The 22983-nt window shown below is 58.5% G+C and carries 22 protein-coding genes; 12 read left to right on the top strand and 10 right to left on the bottom strand.

Annotated elements, in window-relative coordinates; genetic code table 11:
• The first annotated feature begins 2 nt into the window (after positions 1-2).
• Genes ACTJJ7_RS23235 through ACTJJ7_RS23255 form a run of 5 tightly spaced genes read left to right on the top strand, consistent with a single transcriptional unit; the run spans position 3 to position 4424 of the window.
• Positions 3-347 (top strand): TrbC/VirB2 family protein, encoded by a 345-nt coding sequence (locus ACTJJ7_RS23235; RefSeq protein WP_440968965.1) that lies wholly within the window; start codon positions 3-5, stop codon positions 345-347.
• A gap of 1 nt (position 348) precedes the next feature.
• Positions 349-651: a type IV secretion system protein VirB3 gene (locus ACTJJ7_RS23240; protein WP_440968966.1), complete on the top strand. Its 303-nt coding sequence runs from the start codon at positions 349-351 to the stop codon at positions 649-651.
• On the top strand, positions 648-3068 hold the full coding sequence (locus ACTJJ7_RS23245; RefSeq protein WP_440968967.1) for a VirB4 family type IV secretion/conjugal transfer ATPase: 2421 nt from the start codon (positions 648-650) through the stop codon (positions 3066-3068). Before ACTJJ7_RS23240 ends, ACTJJ7_RS23245 begins: the two co-directional genes overlap by 4 nt.
• Positions 3065-3250 carry a hypothetical protein gene (locus ACTJJ7_RS23250; RefSeq protein WP_440968968.1) on the top strand — a complete coding sequence of 62 codons (186 nt, stop codon included), beginning with the start codon at positions 3065-3067 and terminating at the stop codon, positions 3248-3250. The genes ACTJJ7_RS23245 and ACTJJ7_RS23250 overlap by 4 nt, the downstream gene beginning before the upstream one ends.
• A 4-nt stretch (positions 3251-3254) precedes the next feature.
• Positions 3255-4424 carry a type IV secretion system protein gene (locus ACTJJ7_RS23255; protein WP_440968969.1) on the top strand — a complete coding sequence of 390 codons (1170 nt, stop codon included), beginning with the start codon at positions 3255-3257 and terminating at the stop codon, positions 4422-4424.
• 115 nt (positions 4425-4539) lie between these two features.
• On the opposite strand, the gene ACTJJ7_RS23260 is transcribed toward ACTJJ7_RS23255, so the two are convergent.
• From ACTJJ7_RS23260 to hglS, 5 genes are all read right to left on the bottom strand, one after another.
• Positions 4540-4725, bottom strand: a complete 186-nt coding sequence (locus ACTJJ7_RS23260; RefSeq protein ID WP_105737844.1) for a hypothetical protein — start codon at positions 4723-4725, stop codon at positions 4540-4542.
• Positions 4726-4766: 41 nt separating this feature from the next.
• A complete protein-coding gene (locus ACTJJ7_RS23265) occupies positions 4767-5060 on the bottom strand; it encodes a hypothetical protein (RefSeq protein ID WP_245421246.1) in 294 nt (97 codons plus the stop codon).
• A gap of 262 nt (positions 5061-5322) precedes the next feature.
• Positions 5323-7710 carry an EAL domain-containing protein gene (locus tag ACTJJ7_RS23270; protein WP_440968970.1) on the bottom strand — a complete coding sequence of 796 codons (2388 nt, stop codon included), beginning with the start codon at positions 7708-7710 and terminating at the stop codon, positions 5323-5325.
• A gap of 484 nt (positions 7711-8194) precedes the next feature.
• Positions 8195-9706 (bottom strand): L-piperidine-6-carboxylate dehydrogenase, encoded by a 1512-nt coding sequence (amaB, locus tag ACTJJ7_RS23275; protein ID WP_440968971.1) that lies wholly within the window; start codon positions 9704-9706, stop codon positions 8195-8197.
• Between the two features lie 88 nt (positions 9707-9794).
• Complete coding sequence (gene hglS, locus ACTJJ7_RS23280; protein WP_440968972.1) at positions 9795-11198, bottom strand: 2-oxoadipate dioxygenase/decarboxylase HglS; 1404 nt, start codon at positions 11196-11198, stop codon at positions 9795-9797.
• A 124-nt stretch (positions 11199-11322) separates the two neighbouring features.
• On the opposite strand from hglS, the gene ACTJJ7_RS23285 reads away from it, so the two are divergent.
• Both ACTJJ7_RS23285 and ACTJJ7_RS23290 read left to right on the top strand, forming a co-directional pair.
• A complete protein-coding gene (locus tag ACTJJ7_RS23285; RefSeq protein ID WP_440968973.1) occupies positions 11323-12228 on the top strand; it encodes a LysR family transcriptional regulator in 906 nt (301 codons plus the stop codon).
• A 151-nt stretch (positions 12229-12379) separates the two neighbouring features.
• Positions 12380-13663 (top strand): NAD(P)/FAD-dependent oxidoreductase, encoded by a 1284-nt coding sequence (locus tag ACTJJ7_RS23290; RefSeq protein ID WP_440968979.1) that lies wholly within the window; start codon positions 12380-12382, stop codon positions 13661-13663.
• 26 nt (positions 13664-13689) lie between these two features.
• Here ACTJJ7_RS23290 and ACTJJ7_RS23295 read toward each other — a convergent pair whose 3' ends face one another.
• Complete coding sequence (locus ACTJJ7_RS23295) at positions 13690-13914, bottom strand: type II toxin-antitoxin system HicB family antitoxin (RefSeq protein ID WP_440968974.1); 225 nt, start codon at positions 13912-13914, stop codon at positions 13690-13692.
• A 415-nt stretch (positions 13915-14329) separates the two neighbouring features.
• On the opposite strand from ACTJJ7_RS23295, the gene ACTJJ7_RS23300 reads away from it, so the two are divergent.
• The gene (locus ACTJJ7_RS23300) at positions 14330-15175 is read left to right on the top strand and encodes an endonuclease/exonuclease/phosphatase family protein (protein WP_105738126.1); all 846 of its coding nucleotides are present in this window, start codon (positions 14330-14332) and stop codon (positions 15173-15175) included.
• Here ACTJJ7_RS23300 and ACTJJ7_RS23305 read toward each other — a convergent pair.
• Positions 15147-16607 (bottom strand): phospholipase D-like domain-containing protein, encoded by a 1461-nt coding sequence (locus ACTJJ7_RS23305; protein ID WP_440968975.1) that lies wholly within the window; start codon positions 16605-16607, stop codon positions 15147-15149. The two genes, ACTJJ7_RS23300 and ACTJJ7_RS23305, sit on opposite strands and share 29 nt — an antisense overlap.
• A 14-nt stretch (positions 16608-16621) precedes the next feature.
• Positions 16622-18112, bottom strand: coding sequence for a sensor histidine kinase (locus ACTJJ7_RS23310; RefSeq protein ID WP_440968980.1), 1491 nt, complete (start codon positions 18110-18112; stop codon positions 16622-16624).
• Between the two features lie 251 nt (positions 18113-18363).
• Between ACTJJ7_RS23310 and rpmH the strand changes: the two genes are divergently transcribed.
• The 4 genes from rpmH (at position 18364) to yihA (ending at position 21584) form a co-directional block, all read left to right on the top strand.
• Positions 18364-18498 (top strand): 50S ribosomal protein L34, encoded by a 135-nt coding sequence (rpmH, locus tag ACTJJ7_RS23315; RefSeq protein ID WP_040853797.1) that lies wholly within the window; start codon positions 18364-18366, stop codon positions 18496-18498.
• Positions 18499-18546: 48 nt separating this feature from the next.
• Complete coding sequence (rnpA, locus tag ACTJJ7_RS23320) at positions 18547-18930, top strand: ribonuclease P protein component (RefSeq protein WP_105738124.1); 384 nt, start codon at positions 18547-18549, stop codon at positions 18928-18930.
• Positions 18930-20768: a membrane protein insertase YidC gene (yidC, locus tag ACTJJ7_RS23325; protein ID WP_105737822.1), complete on the top strand. Its 1839-nt coding sequence runs from the start codon at positions 18930-18932 to the stop codon at positions 20766-20768. The genes rnpA and yidC overlap by 1 nt, the downstream gene beginning before the upstream one ends.
• 192 nt (positions 20769-20960) lie before the next feature.
• Positions 20961-21584 (top strand): ribosome biogenesis GTP-binding protein YihA/YsxC, encoded by a 624-nt coding sequence (gene yihA / locus ACTJJ7_RS23330; protein WP_245421261.1) that lies wholly within the window; start codon positions 20961-20963, stop codon positions 21582-21584.
• A gap of 21 nt (positions 21585-21605) precedes the next feature.
• Here the strand turns inward: yihA and ACTJJ7_RS23335 are convergent, their stop codons facing one another.
• Positions 21606-22325: an anti-sigma factor gene (locus ACTJJ7_RS23335; protein ID WP_440968976.1), complete on the bottom strand. Its 720-nt coding sequence runs from the start codon at positions 22323-22325 to the stop codon at positions 21606-21608.
• Complete coding sequence (locus tag ACTJJ7_RS23340; RefSeq protein WP_105737816.1) at positions 22322-22861, bottom strand: sigma-70 family RNA polymerase sigma factor; 540 nt, start codon at positions 22859-22861, stop codon at positions 22322-22324. The genes ACTJJ7_RS23335 and ACTJJ7_RS23340 overlap by 4 nt, the downstream gene beginning before the upstream one ends.
• Between the last annotated feature and the right edge of the window lie 122 nt (positions 22862-22983).

Here is a 22983-nt window from a genome sequence, read left to right on the forward strand (position 1 = left end):
AAGTGTTTTTTCAGTCGCTCATTTTCAAAATCCGTCTGTTGCCATCGCTTGTCAGGCGCATCTTCATCCGCGGGGGATTGGCCTGGATGACCCTGGCCGTTCTGATGAAGGGTGCCAGCGCCCAGACGGGATTGCAGCCGGTGCAGTCGGTCCTGCAGACGCTTATCGGCATTCTCACCGGGCCGATTGCCTCGATGATCGCCATCTTGGCCGTCATCAGCTGCGGGTTTCTCGCCTGGACCGGACGCTTCACCTGGGGCATCGCGGGATCGGTGATCATGGGGATTGTTCTGGTGTTCGGATCGACGCAGATCGTCGCCTTCTTCCAGAGTGCGTTGGGGCACTGAGATGATCCCGGATGATGCGCCAGATCTCGTGCCTCTGGTCAAAGCCCTGACCCGTGCACCCACGCTGTTCGGGGTTCCCTACATGTTCGCCATGTTCAACATCGTCGTGACGGCATGCACATTCCTGGCCACCAAGAACCTGCTGACGCTGCTGCTTGTCGTGCCGATCCACAGCCTTGGTTATTTTCTGACATTGCTGGATGATCAGATTTTCACCATCCTGCGGGTGAAGATGTCCAAGGCACCGCCGCAATCCAAAGCTGTCTGGGGCATCAGAAGCTATGCGGCCGGTGACCGTTCATGACCAGCCGTCCCGTCCGCCGGGAGATGCGGTTCGGTTCGCCGGGCCAGCGGGAGCGCTCCGTTGCAGCCCACATCCCCTATACACGCCATGTGGATGATACGGTGTTGCGCACCCGGGATGGCTATCTTTTGAGCGTTTTGAAACTCGATGGCTTCTGTTTCGAGACTGCCGACATGGCGCAGCTGAACGGCAAGCTGGAAGCACGCAATACTCTGCTGCGATCCCTCGGCAGCCGCCGCTATGCGGTCTATGGCCATATGATCCGCCGCCGCATTCAGCCGGGCCTCGCGGGCAGGTTCGACAACGCTTTCGCCGATGAGTTGAACCGGCGGTATATGGCGCAACTCGAGCAGCAGCGCATGTTTGTCAATGACATGTACGTCACCATCGTCCGCCGACCCCTGCGCGGCCAGGTCGGCATCATCGACAAGGCGACACGGCGTCTCTTTGCCAAGGCGTCCGACGATGGCGGGACCTCCGGCGAAGCTCAGGATCTGCGCGAACTGCAGGATGCCGTTCTCAACATCCGGGATGTCCTGCAGGATTACGGCGCGCGATGCCTTGGCATTCGCGAACCGCAACCGGGGGTTTATTTTTCCGAGCCGCTGGAGTTCCTCGTCCAGATCGTCAACGGTCTGGAACCGGTCAACATGCGGCTGCCGCGCATGCCGCTTGACGGGGCGCTGGCGATGAAACGGCTGCATTTCGGGCGCAATGCCATCGAGTTCGTCGGATCGACCCCGCCTGATAACAACAGGCTGGGCGCCATGCTTTCGATCCGGGAATACCCGCCTTATACCGGTCCGCTGCTGCTCGACGGGCTTCTGAAAGTTCCGCACGAGTTTATCGTCAGCCAAAGCTTCGCGATCGTCGATAAACCCGTGGCGCAGGTGCAGATAGAGCGCGTCTCCCGGCAGATTGCCATGGCCGACGAAGCCGGTTCCGTGGTGGGCAGCCAGCTTAACAGCGCCCGCGATGAATTGCTGGGCGCGCGTTCGATCTACGGCAATCATCACCTCTCCATCATGTGCCTCGGCGATGATAAGGCGGAGCTTGATCACTGCATCCGCGCCGTCGGCGCCACCCTGACAGACCAGGCCATTCTCTGGTTGCGCGAGGACCTGAATTGCGAACCCGCCTTCTGGGCGCAACTGCCCGGGAATTTTTCCTATATTGCCCGCTCGGCGATGATCTCCTCGAAGAATTTTTCCGGGTTCCTGTCATTGCATAATTTTCCAAGCGGCAAGTCCGACGGCAATCACTGGGGCAGTGCCATTTCATTGCTGGAAACAACCAGCCAAACGGCTTATTTCTTCAATTTCCACGTGCGCGATCTGGGAAATTTCACCATGATCGGGCCATCCGGCTCCGGCAAGACGGTGGCTCTTTCGTTTCTCATGGCGCAGTCGCAACGCATCACGCCAAAACCGCGCTGCATTTTCTTCGACAAGGATCGCGGCGCCGAAATCTTCATCCGGGCACTGGGAGGCAATTATGCCGTGCTGGAGCCCGGAGAGCCCTCGGGTTTCAATCCGCTGTCTCTGCCCGATACGGGACCCAACCGCGAATTCCTGTTCCAGCTGTTTTCCCTCATGGTGCGGAGGCCGGATGGCGCAAGACCGTCCGCCGTGGAAGAGAATGTCCTGCGCTCGGCCATCGCACAAATTTTTGCGTCAGGCCCGGACATGCGCACGTTGAATGCATTCGGATCCCTGCTGCGCGGACGCATGCGGGCGGGCGGCGATGATCTTTTGGCGCGCTTCGACAAATGGCTGCGCGCGGATCAGCTTGGCTGGCTGTTCAACAATCCCAGGGACCACTTCACCTGGTCCGATGTCGCGGGGTTTGACATGACAAAGCTCCTCGACGACCCGCTCATCCGCAGTGCGGCGCTCATGTATATTTTCCATCGGCTGGACGAATTGCTTGATGGTAACCCGTTGCTGATTTTCCTGGACGAAGGCTGGCGGCTTCTGGATGACGATGTTTTTGCCGCCTTCATCAAAGACAAGATGAAGACGATCCGGAAGTTCAACGGTGTTGTCGGCTTCGGTACGCAAAGCGCATCGGACATCGCCTCATCCGCGCTCGCCAATACGCTGATGGAGCAAAGTGCGACGCACATCTTCTTCCCCAATCCGCATGCCGATCTGCAAAGCCACACCACGGGTTTTGGCCTCTCGGCCCGGGAGATCCAGTGGATACGGACGGCCGACGCCTCAAGCCGGTCCTTCTTGATCAAGCACGGCCGGGAATCGGTCATTGCGCGCCTGCGCCTGAACGGCATGGATGACCTGATCAAGGTTTTATCCGCCCGTGCCGAGACAATCGAGGAGCTGACCGCCCTGCGCAGCCGTCTGGGTGACGATCCGCAGAAATGGCTCCCCGCCTTTTGCCGTCCCGGAGACAAGACATGACGTTTCGCACCATCTGCCTGCTGCTTTGTACCCTGATGACCGCCACCGGCTGCGGGAGTGATCAGAGGTTGAAAACCCCCTGTTCTCCCGGGTTGTTCTCATTGGCCCCCGCGGCGCGCGATTGCGGGCCGCTCACGCCGGTGAACGAGACGCTGGCTGTCCTGTTCGGTTATGGGACGTGACACCATGGCCTTGACGGAAACCGTCAATTACATCGCCCTGATGTCGGACAATATCGATCGTCTCGGCAGGAGTTTCACGGCATCGACATACGGGGCTTTTGCTGGCCAGTTGACGCCTGTCTTGTCCGGGCTGCTGGTGCTCTACCTGATTTTCTGGGGATTCCGGTTCTGGCAGGGCCGGGGTGAAAGCAGCGTCATCGACATCGCATTCCGCCTGTTTCGCATTGCCATCATCTTCTCGATTGCCACCGGATGGGGGCCGATTCAAACGGTGGCATACGGCGTCATCTCGGGCATTCCGACCGCCATTTCTTCGGTCATGATGAACAACATCGTCAATGCTGGCCGTGGCGCCATGTCGCAAACCACCGTGGAACGCGATCTCTATGATTTCTATCAGATAGCGCTCTTGGCCTCGGCGCGGATTTCCGCGCCGGCCGCCATCACGGCCGTACCGGCTCCCACTGCAAAACCGCAGCCAGCGGATCCCGATCCCTCAGCCAAATCCGGTCCGGACAGCAAGACAACATTGCCGGGAGATGCGGTGCTTTCTTCCCTGCATTCCGGCATCGTCTGGATCTCTGCCGCCCTGTTTGTCGGATACGCGGTATTCCTGATGCTGTTCTCGAAGCTTGCATTGTGGGTCGTGTTGGCACTGGCCCCCGGTTTCATCGTGATGCTGCTGTTTCAGGGTGTGTCACGGTTCTTCTCGGGATGGCTGAGCGTTGCCATTCAGACGATGCTTGTCCCGATTTTCTTCTATGCGTTCTTGAGTTTCTTCCTGCTGGTCATCAAGGAGGTTGTGATTGCCTTGAAGATATCCATGGATCATGGAGCCGTTCCAGGCATCAAGGAAATCGCGCCCTTCGTGCTGATCTGTTTCTCGGGATTGTTTCTTCTCGCGCAGATCGTGCCATTGAGCGCGCGCATGGCCGGCGGTGCGCAAAAATGGCTCGGCGATGCACTGCAGGGCGATGCCGGTCGGGCGCTCTCCGCCTCCCTTGCCGCGCGCCGGAATGGCGGGAGCATGGCGCGCACGCAAGCATCGGGCCCGGTTCTCCCAAGCGCCTCGTCCCAGGGCAGTCCGTCATCCCTGTCCGGCATGAATGATACTCTGATACGGGATATTCAGGACCGGAATCTCGCGATCAACCGGCAGACCCGCAACCGGTAGCAGTTCCTGCCGAGCGGGATCGAGGGTAAGGACGTGTTCAAAACAAAATGATGCCGACCAACGGTGTCCGCTGACCAGCATCATTTTAAGGGTCGTTCAAATCAGGTCGCTGTTGTTACATCTTCTTTGCATGATGACGATGATGGCGATGATGCTTCTTCATGTGGCGATGATGCTTCTTCATATGATGATGCTTCTTCATCGGTGCTGCCGATGCCGTGGTGCTGCTGGTGGCGAGCACAGGAGCAGAGAATGCAAGGGCAAGTGCAAGACCAAGTGCTGTGTAGAGTGACTTTTTCATAATGCCATTTCCTCTCAGTTGGGGCTGTTGTGATACAACCGTCAATTATTGGCGGGTTGTACACCGAGTACTTTCAGTGCTTTCGCAAAGGTCCGTATTCCCTGTGCCTGCCGATTGCTTGCACAAAAGCGGATAGCCTTTTTCTGCAGTGATTTTGCCTTGGCCGCCCGGGGAGCCTCGGCATGCTCGATGATTGCTTCATGAACCTGTGCCTGGAATTTCACGCAAAGCTCTTTGCGTGACGGTGGTCGCTCTGCAGCAGATGCGCCATCAGCGCCTGTCGAGAGGATAATTCCGGCTAGAAGTATTGTTGGTAAAGTCGAAATATTTCTCACGGCCACCTGCAGGAAGAAGAAATGTATTCTCCAGTGATGCGAGAATACAAAATCATTTTACTTGCTCTTTATGGAGCCGGAACATTTCGAGAATATTTCTGGCTTGTGGCGTTTTGTTTCTGTGGTGTTTCCAAAATAAGGCGCAGGCGGTGAAGCCATAAAGCGCTTATAGGCGGGATGCGAAGCCGGGAGATAGGCCGCAACAGGATCACGGGCAATCGATGCAACGCGGCTCCCGGGCGAAGCCGCGTTGCAGACAATGTCAGAGCGCGACGAGTTTCTTGTTCGCCGGTTGCGTATCACCGCTGACAAGATGGCGGAAACTCTCCATGGGACCCGGCATGCCCAGATAGAAGCCCTGTCCGGCGCTGCATGATTCGCCCATCAGAAACTCCAGTTCGTCCGGGGTTTCGATGCCTTCAGCCAGAACCGGCATGCCCAATCCCCGGCCGAGGCCGAGCACCGCCTTGACGATGGCGGCTGCCTGCTCGTTCTTGTCGACCGATTTGATGAAGGAGCGGTCAATCTTGATCATATCGAACGGGAAGGCGCGCACGTTCGACAGCGAGGAGTAACCGGTACCGAAATCGTCCATGGCGATACGCACGCCCAGTGTCTTCAGCTGGCGCAACGTCGTGAGGGCGCGGTTGGTATCCTTTATCAGTGCGGTTTCGGTGATCTCAAGCTCAAGCCGGTGAGCCTGCAGGCCCGTGTGCAGCAAGGCGCTGTGTACGCGCTGGGTGAAATCGTGGCTGTAGAGCTGCACGGCAGAGACATTGACGGCAACAGACAGGGGCTTGTCCCAGCTGGCCGCCTCGCGGCAGGCCTCCCGCAGGGCCCAGTCGCCAAGCTGTAAAATGACGCCGCTCTCTTCAGCTATGGGAATAAAGACCGTGGGCGAGATATCGCCCTGGCGCGGATTGTGCCAGCGCATCAAGGCCTCAAAGCCGGTGATCGCGCCTGTGTCCATCCGCATTTGCGGCTGATAGACCAGCCGCAGCTCGTTGCGCTGCAGCGCATTGCGCAGGTCATGCTCGATCAAGCGCCGTTCTCTGGCCTGAGCGCCCATTTTTGCCTCGAAGAAGCGATAGGTGTTACGGCCTTCGGCCTTGGCCTGATACAGGGCTGTGTCGGCCTGGTTCAGCAATGTCTCGCGGTCGGTCGCATCGACAGGAAAGATCGCAATGCCGATGCTGGTCGAAATCAGAAAACCGATGGGGGAGTTCAGATTTTCCGACTGCAGGGCTTCGAGAATCCTGTCGGCCAGGCGGCAGGCCGCCGTCGGAGTGACCAATCCCGGAATGAGAACGGCAAATTCGTCGCCGCCAAGACGTGCCAGCATATCGTCCTTGCCAAGGAGCCGCGTGATGGCGGTGGAAACCCGCTGCAATATATCGTCACCGGCCGCATGGCCGAACAGATCATTGACCTCCTTGAACCGGTCAAGATCCAGGCAAAACAGCGCAAGATAGGTTTCTTCGCCGCTTGCCGCTGTTGCAATCAACTGGTCGAGGCGGGCATTGAAATTGCGGCGGTTGGGCAGCCCCGTCAGCGCGTCGTGGTGCGCGAGATAGCTGATATGCGCCTCCGCTTCCTTACGGGAACGCAGATCGCGGACCGCAAGAGCGCGATGCCACTTGCCATTGAAATCGATCGTATGGGCGATGAGCTCTACCGGAATGGTTTGACTGTCGCCCCCCACGAGATCGGCTTCGATCAGCTCGTTCTGGTCACTCAGCAGTTTGGAGCGCAGGCGTGCGTCGGGCAGAAAGGCGGCCAGCGAGACGCCGTCGAGGGAGGCGTTCGCCATGGCTGTCAATGTCAGGAAACTCTCATTGGCCGTAACAATGGTCTCTCCGTCACAGATCACCAGCCCTTCCACCGCAGCATTGACCAGCTTGTGCATGCGCTGCAATTCAAGCCTGTTGCGGCGGTTGTGGACGTCGACCGTGAACGCTATCGAACTGGCCACGAGAATAATGGTGCTTATCAGTGCCACGGTTATGGCAATAAGGCTGGCGGGCAATGCATTTGCCGGAACGGCGATGGACGAATCGGGAATGATCGCGACCGCACCCATGGCAATGAAATGGTGGCCGCAAATGGCCAGGGTCAGCATGGCCGCTGCTGCGTGACGGGTTTTGTCTTCTGCTTTGGCCAGAGCCAGGCGGACGGCAAACGCGCCAAGGACAATGCCGGTACCAATGGACACCGCGACAAGGGTGGGATCCCAGGCAATTCTGCCTTCAACCTCAAAGGCCGCCATGCCGGTAAAATGCATGGCCGCGATACCGGCGCCGATGATGGCTCCGCCGGCCAGATCCGCATTCCGCCATTTGGCAGTGATTGCGGTGCGTATGCCAAGACCGGTTACAAGAACGGCGATAACAAGGGAGACGGTGGTGAGCAGGCCGTCATAGCCGTTGGGCAGACCGGGTGAAAACGCCATCATCGCAATGAAATGCGTGGCCCAGATGCCGAAGCCGCAGGACATGGCCGAAACACACAGCCAGACGGTCTGATGTGCGGAGCTGCGGGCGTGACGAAGAAGATCGACCGCCGTCAGGCAAGAAAAGATACAGATGGCTGCGGCAAGAAAAACAAGCCTGATATCGTGCTCATTGACGATACAATTGTATACTGTCAACATACATTTGTTCCCTGTATTGCATTCTTTTCTTGGACAACTCTATTGTTTGTGGTCTTAAGTCAGACTTAAGAGGAGAGTTATTTGCTGTTTTGAACAGGTTTAAAACGGACAGAATGATATTTAAGTAAACAAATACGAAACAGACTTAAGAAGTATTTATGGAACTGACTGAACGGATTTATCCAAAGTATAAAATTTTAATAAAACAAATAATCTACATGACGTTGGTTTCGTTTGAGCAACCCCTAGGGTCAGGACCCATTAATCTGGTCGAAATGGTACGCGGCCATTTGCCCGGCTACATCGTCGCAAAGGACTTGAGAATGGATAAACATTCCCATCGCCTTTGCTCCTTGTATCCAAACAAATGGCCGCGTACCATTTCGACCAGATTAATAGGTCCTGACCCTAGGTCTTGCCCGGCAACAAAAAGCCCCCGGCGTGGAAAGGCCGGGGGCTGTATGGTTGCGGTCGGGAATATCGATCAGTCGATGTCGAAGGAAACACCCTGAGCCAAGGGCAGAGCCTTGGAATAATTGACCGTGTTCGTTGCGCGGCGCATATAGGCCTTCCAGGCATCCGAGCCGGATTCGCGGCCGCCGCCTGTTTCCTTTTCGCCGCCGAACGCGCCGCCGATTTCAGCGCCTGAAGTGCCGATATTGACGTTGGCGATGCCGCAATCCGATCCGTCGGCGCTGAGGAAGCGTTCTGCTTCCTGCAGGTCGAGGGTGAAGATGGATGACGAGAGGCCTGCGCCGACCGCGTTGTGATCGGCAATCGCCTTGTCGAAATCGCTGTACTTCATCACGTAGAGGATTGGTGCAAAGGTTTCCTCGGTTACCGGACCGGCCTGTTCCGGCATTTCGACGAGGGCAGGACGGACATAGTAGGCATTGGGGTGCGAGGTATCGACCCGGGTGCCTCCGGTGACCTTGCCGCCATGGGCGACGGCTTCCGCAACGGATTTCTGCATATTGTCGAAAGCTGCCTTGTCGATCAACGGGCCGACGAGAGCCGATGTATCGATCGGGCTGCCGACGGAAACGCTCTCATAGGCCTTTTTCAGGCGTGGAACGAGCGTGTCATAGACGCTTTCATGCACGAAGAGGCGGCGCAGGGTGGTGCAGCGCTGGCCCGCGGTTCCCATGGCGCCGAAGGCGATGGCGCGCAGTGCCATGTCGAGATCGGCTGAGGGACAGACGATGCCGGCATTGTTGCCGCCAAGCTCAAGGATCGAGCGGGCAAAACGCTTGGCCAGTCGCGGGCCGACTTCACGGCCCATGCGGGTCGAGCCAGTTGCCGATACGAGCGCAACCTTGGGATGATCCACCAGGGCTTCGCCGATGGTCCGGTCGCCCATCAAAGTCTTGGTCAGGCCGGCCGGCACGTCGCCGAAGCGCGCAACCGCGCGGTCGAAGATGGCCTGGCAGGCGAGGGCGGTGAGCGGTGTCTTTTCCGATGGCTTCCAGACAACGGCATTGCCGCAGACGAGAGCAAGCGCCGTATTCCATGACCAGACGGCAACCGGGAAGTTGAAGGCGGAAATGACGCCGACAACGCCGAGGGGATGCCAGGTCTCCATCATGCGATGTCCTGGACGTTCCGTCGCGATCGTCAGGCCGTAGAGCTGACGGGAAAGACCGACCGCGAAATCGCAGATGTCGATCATTTCCTGTACTTCGCCGAGACCTTCGGACGGGATTTTCCCCGCTTCAATCGAGACGAGACGTCCGAGTTCCGTCTTCAGCGCCCGCAGCTCTTCGCCAAAAAGACGAACCAGTTCACCGCGCTTGGGTGCTGGAACAAGGCGCCATTCGCGGAACGCCGCATCGGCCTGTTCAATAGCCTTGGCTGTATCGGCCGCCGAATGAATGGCGATATCGGCAATCTTCTCGCCGGTGACCGGGCTGAAGGAAGCCATGGTGCCTCCGGTATAGGCGGCTTCGGCCACGCCAAGCTTTGCGAGGAGTGTTTTTACGTCTTGAGCAATCGTCATTTTGCCTTCCCTTTACATATCTTTTGTCTGACCGTGCGGTGAGCGCCGGACTTTTGCCGGAGAGGCCGCAATAAGGTCAAATGAGCGTTCAACTTGCAAGTGCTGCGGGGCGCAGTATTTGCAGGCATTGTTGAATGGAGGCCTGTTCGAGCCCGGCATAGTGCGCGAATTCATCGAGGACCGCCGTACCGAGATCAGTCTCGAATTCGCGCTGGCTGGGGCTGGCGACGAATGTCTGGCTGGCTTCGTCGCCCAGATTGGACTGGAAAATGCCCGCGGCGCTGACGGGGAGAAAATCTTCGTAGACGATGGGGTCGAACCGCACGGCACCACGTGCGATGAGGGCTTCGATATCCGCTGCCTCCCGCGCGGTCACGCGGCCTGCAAAACGCTCGACGGCCGAATAGCGGAAATAACCGAGACCTTCGCGGCGAATATCCGCCCAATTGTCGGGAAACGCCTTGAATGTGTCCGACAGGGCCGTGATGTAAGCTTTTGCATTGGAGCCGTCAGCGGCCGGGCGAATGATCTTGCGGGTGTCATTCAGCAGCCGGTCGTAGAGAGCCCGGCCCTTTGGCGTCAGGGCAATGCCGCGCTGCTCGATTTCGCCAAAGCGGGCGGTATGCGAGCCTGTTTCCCAGGTGCCGTCGGAATTTTGAAACGACACACTCTCTTCCAGCGCCTTGAACGATGTCTGGCGCAAGAGGATAGGGCAGGCGCGTGTGGGCGGGCCTTCAATAACGGCCTTGGGGGAAATACCGTGTTCTGGCATCAGGTTCTGTACCGCATCGATATCGAGGGTGCGCGGCGTCAGATGATTGATGTGCGGCCCCTTGAAGGAAACGACATCGGCAATAAGCCGGTGCGCATCGTGCAAACGCTGATAAAGCGGGTTGCTGACGCTCGCCCGGTCGTGCCAGCGGAATGTCTCGAGAATCTCGCTGACGAATGTTTGTGCATCATCGGCACCGAGGCCGCCCTCGGTTTCCGCTTTTTCAACAAGGGCAATGGCCTTGTCCGTAAAAATCTGCCGCGCGCCGAGAATGGCCCGCGCCTTCTTGCGCAGTCCGGTATCGCCGATCAGGTTGAGGCGCAGCAGCGAGGTGAACACCCGAAACGGGTTGATTTTCAACGCGTCGTCATTGACCGGCCGGAAGGCAGTAGAATGGACGGGAACGCCCGCCTCGCTCAAATCGTAATAGCCGACGGGGTACATGCCCATCACCGCAAAGACACGCCGCAGCATGGAAAGCTCTTCCGGCGTGCCGACGCGGATTGCCCCGTGACGCTCTTCCGATATGCGGTCGAGCGTATCGGTTTCCTGCAACTGGTCTTTCAGTTCCGGCGATGCTGCCAGTGTCTTGCTGTTCACCTCGGCAACCAGCGACATGAGTGTGCCATAGGCAGGAACCTCTGTCCGGTACATGGATGACATGGCGGCCGAAAAGGACGCTCTGATCACGTCGGATGACGTAAACGTGCCTGATTTCATCGTGTTCTGTTCCGCTTTGTTGCTGCAACAGCATCAACTATCGCTGTCATGCTCAAACTGGATTATAGAGTGATGATATCGCCAAAGATTGCGATGAATTGAACTGGGTTGATGCGAGATAAGAATGAAGTTGAGCCGCCGTCTGATTCCTGACATCGATATCCTGCAAACCTTCGAGTGCGCGGCGCGCCATGGCAGCTTTACGCAGGCGGCAAAGGAGCTGAACCTCACCCAGAGTGCCGTCAGCCGCCAGATGAGCGAGCTTGAAAGCCAGATCGGCGTCCTGCTTTTCGAGCGGGTCCGGCAAAGGGTGGTTCTGTCCGATGCCGGGCAGAAATTCCTGCCGGAAGTGCGCCGCCTGCTCGGGCTGACCGAGGAAACCATGCTGCGGGCCATGGCGGCATCGCAATCGGCATCGTCCCTGAGCATTGCGACGCTGCCAACCTTCGGCAGCCGCTGGCTGATGCCGCGCCTGCCGGATTTTCTGCGGCTCTATCCGGATATGGCCTTGAGCGTCGCGTCGCGCTCGCAGCCCTTTGATTTCGAGGAAGAGCCCTTTGATCTGGCGATCCATTATGGCCAGCCGGTCTGGGCCCATGCCACGTGCACATATCTTTGCAGTGAAATGATTGTTCCCGTCGGCAGCCCGGAATTGCTGGCGGCCAATCCCGTCGCCACGCCGGCCGAGCTTGCCGGCTCCGCGCCGCTGCTGCATCTCTCGACGCGGCCGAAAGCCTGGGCAGACTGGTTTGAATCGGTACAGGCCGAGGTGGTCAGTCCCTATAAGGGCCACCGCTTCGAGCATTTTTCCATGGTGATCGAAGCCGCGCTTGCCGGGCTCGGCTTTGCTCTGGTGCCGCGCTACCTCATCGAGCATGAATTGCTGTCCGGACGCCTGCGCGTTTTGTTCGATCAGCCGCTGACGACGGAGAACAGCTATTATCTCGTCGTACCGGACCACAACAAAGAAAATCCCATGGCCCAGAGCTTTTTTGCATGGATCGCCGATCAGGTCAGCAAGCGTCCCTAGGGTCCAGACCCTGGCGGGGGTCATTCGCCCGCCGCATCACCTCTTCAACGAATTTCACTTTCGTTGCCGAAAACCCGGTCTATAAGCAGAATGGACGATGAGTCTGTGCAAGATTGCCGGCAAAGGCCGGACCGACCTGACGGTGACCCCCATGCTGAATGATGAACGCTCCCACGGCCTCTGGGAAAAGACCGCACCGCCCGCGCCGGCAACGCAGAAGCTGGCGGGCAATATTTCCGTTGATGTTGCCGTCATCGGCGCCGGTTTTACCGGACTGTCCGCGGCGCTTCATCTCGCTGAAACAGGCACGAAAGTAGCTGTTCTCGATGCCGTCGATATCGGTTTTGGCGGGTCGGGCCGCAATGTCGGCCTGGTCAATGCCGGTATGTGGGTGATGCCCAACGACCTGCCGCAGGTTCTGGGCCAGGTGCACGGCGAACGTTTGCTGGAATTGCTGGGCAATGCACCGCAATCCGTGTTCAACCTTGTCGACAGGCACAAGATCGCCTGCGAACTCGAACGCAAGGGCACCTTGCACTGCGCCGTCGGTACGAGCGGCGTCAAACAGCTTGAACAGCGGGCGGAACAGTGGCTGGCGCGCGGCGCAGCCGTCCGCCTGCTGGGCGCTGAGGAAACCGCCGAGAAGGTCGGCTCGACCGCCTATGCTGCTTCGCTGCTGGACAATCGCGCCGGCACGATCCAGCCGCTCGCCTATGTGCGCGGCCTTGCAACCGCTGCTATCGCCGCGGGCGCTGCCATTTTTACGGGAACCCCGGTGACATCAACGGCCCGCTCCGGCGACCGCTGGATCGTCAATACGCTGTCAGGAACCGTGTCGGCCGAGTGGGTTGTCGTGGCGACCAACGCCTATACGACATCACCCTGGCCGGAGCTGAGGGCCGAACTCCTGCATCTGCCCTATTTCAATTTTGCCACGACGCCGCTGCCGGAAGACGTGCGCAACACGGTTCTGCCCGAGCGCCAGGGCGGCTGGGATACCAAGGAAATACTGAGCTCGTTCCGGATGGATCAGCGCGGCCGCCTCGTGTTCGGCAGTGTGGGTGCGCTGCGCGGGACGGGGATGGCGGTCCACAAGGCGTGGGCTGCCCGGTCGATCCGCAAACTGTTCCCGCAGATCAGGGATGTGACCTTTGAAGCGGGCTGGTACGGCCAGATCGGCATGACCAGCGACAACCTGCCCCGGTTTCACACGCTTGCGCCGAAGATCATCAGTTTCAGCGGTTACAACGGGCGCGGCATCGCTCCGGGTACGGTCTTCGGCCGGGTCCTGGCTGAACATATCATCGGCAGGATATCCGATGCCGACCTGCCTTTGCCGGTGACAAAACCCCGGGAAGAAGGCCTTCGCACCCTGCGCGAAGGGTACTACGAAGTGGGCGCCCAGCTGGCGCATTTCGTCGGCAACCGGGTTTAGACCAAGTCTGCAACTCTTTTCGGGCGTTATTTCGCAAGAGCTGGTTTCTGCAACGCTGGCGGAATTGGCAACCCGTGATCGGTTGCGGCTTCCAGCCATGCCGTTATGGCATCGTGAGCATTGCGAACGGCTTCCTCAGGCGTGTTCCCGTCACTCATGCAACCAGGAAGATCGGGAACATAGGCAATAAAGCCACCGCCGTCTTCAGAGGATAGCGGGGAGACAATCACCGAATAGTCATAGTAGGTCATGTTGCACTTTTCACCGCTTCAATGAACTCAATGAGCTTGCGTATATATACCGGTTTGATGGGTCTATTAAAAGGCACGGTCAAAATCGCATGCTGCGACGGATGCGATATTTTGTAATGGGAACTGCCGGAACGCGGTTTTTCGCATCGCAACTCAAACGCCTTGCAAATTGCTGCAACGTCCTCAATCCGCCAATCAGCATTGGGATTGCGTTGCATTTGTTCAAACCGTCTGTCCATAGCCTAATGTCTGTCGCTATAATCTCAACTATGTATCAGCGGATTATTTTCAGCGAAATTGGTACTTCGTAGCAGAGGCGGCGAGGGCCATCGGTGTCTTGGCGGCATACCTGCTGCATTTGCTTGCCATTCGCGCGAACCCGACATATCTCTTATGCATGGACAGCAAGAAGCCAATGCGGCACACGAGACCCAGTGTCTCGGCCAGCATCCTCGCGGCGGTCAAGAACCGCAACAAGCGCCCGACAGGCGTGACCAAGGTCGTGCGGAACGACACGGTCATTGCGTCCTACAATGTCCATAAATGCGTCGGCATCGACAAGAAGTTCGATCCGGACCGCATCGCCCATGTCATCGGCGAACTTGGCGCGGACGTCGTGGCTGTGCAGGAGGCGGACAAACGCTTCGGCGAACGGTCCGGGCTGCTCGATCTTGCCCGGCTCGAGCGCGAAAACAATCTCGTTCCCGTGCGTGTGGCATCGCTTTATCCCAAGGGGCACGGCTGGCACGGCAACCTGCTGCTCTTCCGTGAGGGCGTCGTGCGGCGCGTGCAGCAGCTGAAACTGCCGGGACTTGAGCCGCGCGGTGCCTTGGTGGTGGATCTTGACCTTGAAGCGGGGCCGCTGCGCATCATCGCGGCGCATCTTGGCCTGCTGCGGCATTCCCGCATGCAGCAATCCGAGGCGATCCTCAACGCCGTGCATGCTGATCCGTCGCGTCCGACGCTTTTGCTCGGTGATCTGAATGAATGGCGCATCGGCAAGGGGTCGTCATTGCATTTCCTGCATCCGGTTTTCGATCCCATGAAGAATGCAGTGCCCAGTTTCCCCTCGCGTTTTCCGGTTCTGGCGCTGGATCGCGTCCTCGGCCATCCCCACAGCCTGGTCACCGGTATCGAGGTCCACGACACGCCGCTTGCCCGCGTCGCGTCGGATCACCTGCCGATCAAGGCCTATGTCGATCTGAAGGGGGCCCTGGCCGAAACGGCGGATATCAGAGATAGGGCGAGCCTAGCCAGATAATCCGGTCGAGCAGCCGCACCCAGAATGAGCGGGCACGCAGGCTCTGCAACAGGACCGGCTTGGCGGTTTCAATGGCTGTCTCGATGAGCCCTTCCACTTTTCCGGCAAATGCCGCGTCCATGATCTCCAGGTCAACTTCGAAGTTGAGCCGCAGGGACCGCGGATCAAGATTCGATGACCCGACATAGGCCCACTGCCCATCGACAGCCAGAAGTTTGGAGTGGTTGAAATTGCCGCTAGCACGCCAGATCCGGCAATGGCTCTTGAGAATCTGATCGAATTGCGCCGTCATGGCACGGTCGACGAGCTTCAGGTTGTTGACCGCCGGCACGACGATATCAACCTCGACGCCGCGCCGCGCAGCGGTCACAAGGGCACTGATCAATTCACGATCCGGCAGGAAATAGGGTGACATGATCCGGATATGGTTTCGCGCCACGGAAAACGCCCCCATCAGCATGCGGTGATTGGCTTCCACGCTCTTGTCCGGCCCCGCCGGGACAGCCCGGATGAAGACGGGATCGCCCGCATGCGTTTCCGGCGACGCAATCAGCCAGGCATCGCCAGCCAGAAGTTCGCCCGTGGTGAACCGCCAGTCTTCAGAGGCAATATGGAAGAGATCTGTGACGATCGGGCCGGTCAATCTGAAATGGGTGTCCCGGGCATGGTCCTTGCCGGTGATTTCTTCGGAAAAACCGGCGCGAATGTTCATGCCGCCGGTAAAGGCCGTTGTCCCGTCGACAATCAGAATCTTGCGGTGGGTCCGCAGATTGGCATAGGGCAGGCGCAAGCCGATGATGATGTTGCCATTGAAGACGTCGGTGCGCACGCCGCCGTTTTTCAGATATCCGACAATACTCGGTATGGAATAGCGGGCACCGACAGCGTCGATGAGAACACGGACTTCAACGCCGCGTTGAACGGCAGCAATCAACGCATCTGCCACGCGAAAACCGATCTTGTCGCGGTCGAAAATATAGGTCTCAAGCAGAATGCTGCGCTGAGCTGCATTGATATGGTCGATCATCGAGCGGTAGGCATCGTCACCGCTTTGCAGCATGCTGACGTCGTTGCCTGTTGTCAGGCGGCAGCGACTCACCCGGTCGCCCAGTGTTTTCATCGCGGCGAAGCGTTGCCCGAAATGCGCAAGGACATTTCCTTCATCCGCATCGAAACGCATCAGGTGATCCTGACCGATTTCGTGCAGGAAGGCGCGCTGCGAGCTTATGGAGGAGCGCCTGATCCGGTTGATGCCGGCGACCGCATAAATGACCGCGCCGATGACCGGGGAGAGGATGATGACGCCGACCCACCCGATCGCCGCGCGCACCTCCTCCTTCGTCATGGCCGCATGGACCGCGGCGGGAACGCCGAGGACGATGGAAAGAACAAAGAAGATCTGCGGCCAGTAGGTGGGAAGATAATCACTCATTTGCGAGTGTCATATCACGATATTGAATCCCGGCGCGAGCGCCATTCGGCCAGAGAAACGGGTTGATCCGGTATGCGGATTTCAAAACTCGCGCCCGCGCCTTCGCCGCCGCGCAGTTCAATGCTGCCGCCATGGGCCCGAACCAGCTCGTGCACAATGGCAAGGCCAAGACCGGTGCCGCCGGAGCGGGCCGACCCCTTGAATGCAGTGAAGAGATTTTCACGCGCCTTGGGCGGTAGCCCCGGTCCGGTATCTTCAATGCCGATGATCGATGTCGTGCCAATTTGCCCCGCTGTAATTGTCAGCCGTTTGACGATGGAGATGTCATCGCCCGTACTGCCGCTCATGGCTTGAACGGAGTTGCGGCAGAGATTTGAAATCACGCGGAAGAATTGATCCGGGTCTGCGTCGACCTCAAAACTCTCCGGTACGAGGTTTTTGAATTCAATCCCCGACTTTGCGTCAAGGTTCAGCATTTCCTCCACATCGCTGACGATGGTGTGCAGCTTCACCCGGCGCCGCTGTGGCGGCGGCTCCTGCGTCCCGCCATAGGCAAGCACGGTCTGGGAGTAGTTGATGGCACGGTCGATCGTCCGCACCAGTTTCGGCACCATGCGCTGAATGGCCGGATCGCTGGCATTGGCAAGGTGATCGGACATAAGCTGGGCAGACGCCAGGATGTTGCGCATGTCATGGTTGATTTTGGAAACGGCAAGGCCAAGGTCGGCCAGATGTTTCTGTTCGGACAATGTGCGTTGCAGCCGCTGCTGCATGTCGGCCAGCTCGCGCTGCGCCGTGCCGAGTTCATCGTCGCGCTTCTCCGGCTGGATGACCCGCTTGGGATCGTCCGGCTGCTGGGCAAAGGCCAGCATGTTGGCACTCATGCGTTGTATCGGCCGGATCAGCAGGTGGCTGATGGCCAGGAAAACCAGACCGGCGGTAATGACCGAGATGAACATCGAAATCAGCGTCAGATTGCGGGCATAGCGCAACATCGCGTTGCGCAGGGGGGCGTCCGATGTAATGAGTTCGATGACCTTCCCCGTATCGCCGATCGGGCCATAGACGCGGATGATGCGGTTGCCACCATTGATGAGGGTATCGAATGCGTCGCGGATCGTGGTCAGCGGGTCGGTGACGGTCATGTCGATATGCCGGTCGACCTTGGAGGGCATTTCCGAGACCGCCAGCAACCGCGATGCGCCCATTTCGCGCAGGGCAATCGCCTTGGTGCCCGTGGCCAGAAGCACGTCGTTCTGCACGCTCTGCGGAATATCCTTGCCATCGCTTGCCGCCAGCACGACACTCGCCGCTGCCACGGTATTGAGGCGGTCAGAGAGCCAGCGCATGCGCATATCGGCCATGGTTGGAACGAAAATCATGATTTCGGCCAGAAGGCCGAACAGGATGGTGAGGCGCAACAGCTTGCCCGAAAGGCGTTTAAGGATCGGCAAGCGCCGACCCGCATGCATATGCAAGCCTGCCGGTTGTTGATCCTGTTGCATCACCGCCATATTTGCTCCATCGATGCCCGATGTAGGGCAAACGTTGCGCCGGTACAATAAATCACTTCCTGTTTTTTGCCTATGTGTGAATTGTCCGGTATGAATTGACTTCTCGGCATCATGCCTCTATAAGCCGCGCACGTCCGGGTTGACCGCCCCGGCGGTGTGTTCTTATGCGCCAATGGCGGTCCTGATATGCTCCTGTCAAAGAACAGACCACAAGAAGGGCCGCACACCGCGGTATTAAACAAATGAAGCGTACTTATCAGCCATCCAAACTTGTCCGCGCACGTCGTCACGGGTTTCGCGCCCGTATGGCTACAGCAGGCGGCCGCAAGGTTATCGCAGCACGTCGTGCTCGCGGTCGCAAGCGGTTGTCGGCATAAGGCGTTCCGCGCAGGTTTGCGCGGTTGGCCGAAGTTGGCATTGCAGGAATGAATGATCAAAAACCACTCCGCCTTCGCAAGAGAGCGGAGTTTTTGGCTGTTCGGACCGGAGAAAAACGCCGCGGTGGCTTTTTCCTGCTCGAAGTCAAGGAGCGCGAAGACCGGAAAGGTCCGCCGCGTGTTGGTTTTACGGTCACAAAAAAGAACGGAAATGCCGTTATCCGCAATCGCATCAAGCGCCGGCTGAAAGAGGCTGTACGCGTCAATGTTGCAGATGACATGGCCGCCGGAACCGACTATGTGATCGTTGCTCGCCGTGACGCGCTCGATGCGCCGTTTGCGGACTTATCCCGGGAACTCTCGAAACGGGTTTCCAAAAAATACCAAACCGGCGTTTCCCCAAGACATGACCGGCCCAACAGGACCCGATAATGGAAACCAATCGTAATTTCTTTATCACCATCGCCTTGTCCGTCGTTATTCTGGGACTGTGGCAGGTGTTCTACATGGGCCCCAAGATCGAGGCCGAGCGGCAGCAGGCACAGATTGAAGCCACGCGCCAGGCTCAGACCAAGGCAGCCGGGCAGCCTGCCGCGCCAGCCGGTGCGCCAGCAAACAATCTGCCGGCATCAACACCCGCCGCGCCCGGTGCCAATATTCCCGGCCAGACGCCGGATGCCGCTCAGGCGGGCAGCATCACCCGTGCCGCCGCGCTCGGGCAGACGCAGCGCGTCCAGATCGACACGCCAAGCCTCAGCGGATCCATCAGCCTGACCGGCGCGCGTCTGGATGACCTGCAGCTCAAGCAGTATCATGAAACGGTCGACAACAATTCACCGACCATTCAGCTGTTGAGCCCTTCGCAGATGGCGGACGGGCAATTTGTCGAGATCGGGTTCACCGGCAACGAGACATCGGGCACGGTTCCCGGTCCCGCGACCGTATGGACAGTGGACGGCAACAGCAAGCTTAGCCCGTCGACCCCGGTCACCCTGACGTTTACCAACGAAAAGGGCCTGGTTTTCAAGCGCACCTTCAGTGTCGACGACAATTATATGTTCACGGTCAAGGATGCCGTGACCAACGGAACCTCCGTGCCGGTTTCTCTGGCCTCCTATGGTCGTGTCACGCGGTTCTACAAGCCTCTGCATGCCAGCACCTATGTGTTGCATGAAGGTCCCATCGGCGTGATTGCCGGCAAGCTGGTCGAATACAAATTCGCGGCAATCGAGAAGGAGAAAGAGGTTTCTCCGGAGAAAACGGACACTGGCGGCTGGATCGGCATCACCGATAAATATTGGGCAGCTGCTCTTGTCCCATCGCAAACGAAGCCTTTCAAGGCGCGCATGTCCTACTTCGACAATGGCCGTCCGCAGTATCAGAGCGACTATCTGTCCGATCCGACAACGATCGAACCGGGTCAATCCACAACAATCGAGAACCTCGTTTTTGCCGGCGCCAAGGAAGTTGGCAAGATCAATGGCTATATGAACAACCTGCATATTCCGTTGTTCAAGAATCTGATCGACTGGGGCTGGTTCTATTTCATCACCGAGCCGATGTTCTATCTCATCGACTGGCTGTACAAGGCCATCGGCAACTTCGGCGTGGCCATTCTCGTTGTCACGGTCCTGCTCAAGGCGCTGTTCTTCCCGCTTGCCAACAAGTCCTATGCGTCGATGGCGCGCATGAAGCTGGTTCAGCCGAAGATGACCGAAATCCGCGAGAAATATGCGGATGACAAGGTCAAGCAGCAGCAGGCGATGATGGAGCTGTACAAGACCGAGAAGATCAACCCGATCGCCGGTTGCTGGCCCATCCTGATCCAGATTCCGGTCTTCTTTGCGCTCTACAAGGTGCTGTACGTTACCATCGAAATGCGTCACGCGCCGTTCTTCGGCTGGATCCAGGATCTGGCAGCGCCGGATCCGACATCGGTGTTCAACCTGTTCGGTCTCATTCCTTGGACGGTTCCGGCATTCCTGATGATCGGTGTCTGGCCGCTGATCATGGGTGTGACGATGTTCCTGCAGATGCGCATGAACCCGACGCCTCCCGATCCGACGCAGGCCATGATCTTCAACTGGATGCCGCTGATCTTTACGTTCATGCTGTCCAGCTTCCCGGCCGGTCTGGTGATTTACTGGGCATGGAACAACTTCCTGTCGATCACCCAGCAGGGCATCATCATGAAGCGGCAGGGCGCGAAGATCGAGCTGTGGGACAATCTCGCGGGCCTCTTCAAGAAGAAACCCAAACCCGCGGAATAGGCGGGTTCCACTCGAATGCCGAAAGCCCCCGCGTCATACCGGGGGCTTTTCATTTGCCGGTGAACGGCGCCGTTCAGTTGACAAGGCGGCGATAACATTGAATGCAGGTGGCTGCGGCCACCCCATGAACGGACGGAAAACAACGTGACTGAAACCAACGACAATACGAACCGGCTGATCGAGAAGGGCCGGATGCTCTTTGCGCAAGGCTGGGTTTTCATTCGCGGCGTTCCGTCCATGAAATTCCTGCCGCCTGAAGGGCCCATCGAAATCGCCTTCGCCGGGCGCTCCAATGTGGGCAAATCGTCCCTTATCAATGCGATCATCGGCCAGAAAGGTCTGGCGCGCACCTCCAACACGCCGGGGCGTACGCAGGAACTCAACTATTTCGTCCCGGATGGCCATTCCGGTGAAAATGGCGATCTGCCGCCGCTCGCCGTGGTCGACATGCCGGGTTACGGCTTTGCGGAAGCGCCGAAAGAGCAGGTCGATGCCTGGACGCGGCTTGTCTTCGATTACCTGCGCGGCCGCACCACGCTGAAGCGCGTCTATCTGCTCATCGATGCCCGTCACGGCGTGAAGAAGAACGATGCGGAAGTGCTCGATCTCCTGGATCGTGCGGCGGTGTCCTACCAGATCGTCCTGACCAAGATCGACAAGATCAAGGCCGCCGGTGTGCCGCGCCTCATGGAAGAAACGGCTCAGGCGATCAAAAAGCGCGCCGCGGCCTATCCAACGATCCTTGCCACATCGTCGGAAAAGGGCGGCGGACTGGATGATCTGCGCGCTGCAATCGCCCTTCTCCTCGAAGAATAAAGCCCTTCCAGCGCATTGATTTCAGATGCTGCTGACGGTACCGGCTGCCACGACGGCGCCGGTCGGTGCTCCGCTCGTGGAACCGCCTGCCGGTTCAACCGAAATGGCCAGGGTTGTTCCATCCCGCAGCTTTGCCGCAGCCGGTGCGGGCACGTCGAACTCCGTCACCTTGGGTGATTTGAGAATGCCCAGCGACACCGGCGCATCCTTTCCCGCAATCAGCCAGAGTTCCAGCGACTTGTTCAGCGGTATGTCGCCGGAAACCAGCGTAACCCTGAGCTTTCTCGACTTGCCGTCAAAAACAGCAACGCTGCGCATTGGACCGCTATCGCTTGCCATGGAGGCGATGAGCTGGGCAGGCACTGGTCCGCTCTGCCGCTGCACATACTCCCTGCCGAAGTTGAACAGCACAAGCGCAAGCGCTGCAACGGCAATGGTCCGCCAGAAGGCCAGGCTGTTCCAGAAGGAGGCGCCGGTCCCCACGCGGCCCGAGTCGATGCCAAACAGGCGCTGGTCGATCTGGCTCTTCAGATAGCTGGGCGCCGTCACCGGCTGAAACTGCTCGTTGAGCGGATTGAACCGGTTCTGCCATTCGGACACGAGGCGCGCGAAGGACGCATCGGTTTCGATGCGGCGGGCGGCCTCCTGCCGCTCCTGATCCGGCAGCACGCCCAGCACATACTCGGCAGCGACGAAATCGTCGCCTTCCGGCATTGTGTCATCGGGAGGTATCGTGCTCATCGTTCCAGACATTCCTTCAGTTTCATCAGGCTGCGCCGCAGCCAGGTTCTCATCGTATTGAGCGGCACCCGGTGCCGGATCGCCAGAAGATCATAGCTCTCGCCATTCAGATAAGCGCCTCGCACGGCCGCAGCCCGGTCAGAATCCAACTGATCGAGACACTCATTGATGCGCTTCGTTTCACCGGATGCAATGGCAGACTGTTCGGGATTGAGAGACGGTTCAGCAAGACCGACGGCCTTTTCCAGTTCAGCTGTTGCCGGTTTGCGCGCACGCAGCACGTCAATCGAATGATTGCGCGCAATCGCCACCAGCCATGAGATCGGGCTGGTATCGGCGACGGCAAACCGGTCGGCCTTGTTCCAGATCTTGACGTAGATATCCTGCAGTGCGTCCTCTGCTTCCGAGCGATTGCCCAAGATACGCAGACATACGCCGAATAGTTTCGCGCTTGTGGAGGTATAAAGCCGATCGAACGCCGAGCGGTCCCGCAAAGCGACCCGTGAAATGAGTTCTGATATGCCTTCGGGTGTCATGCGACCGGCGTTTCCAACTCTTTGACTATCCAGAGTCCTGCCCCTAAGTTAAATCTGCGGACAGGTTGTCCTGTCAATGGGCCGCATGCAAAAACGTTCCCGCCCACCCTAAATCATGTTTG

Source organism: Phyllobacterium sp. 22229, from assembly GCF_052056495.1.
Lineage (GTDB): Bacteria > Pseudomonadota > Alphaproteobacteria > Rhizobiales > Rhizobiaceae > Phyllobacterium > Phyllobacterium myrsinacearum.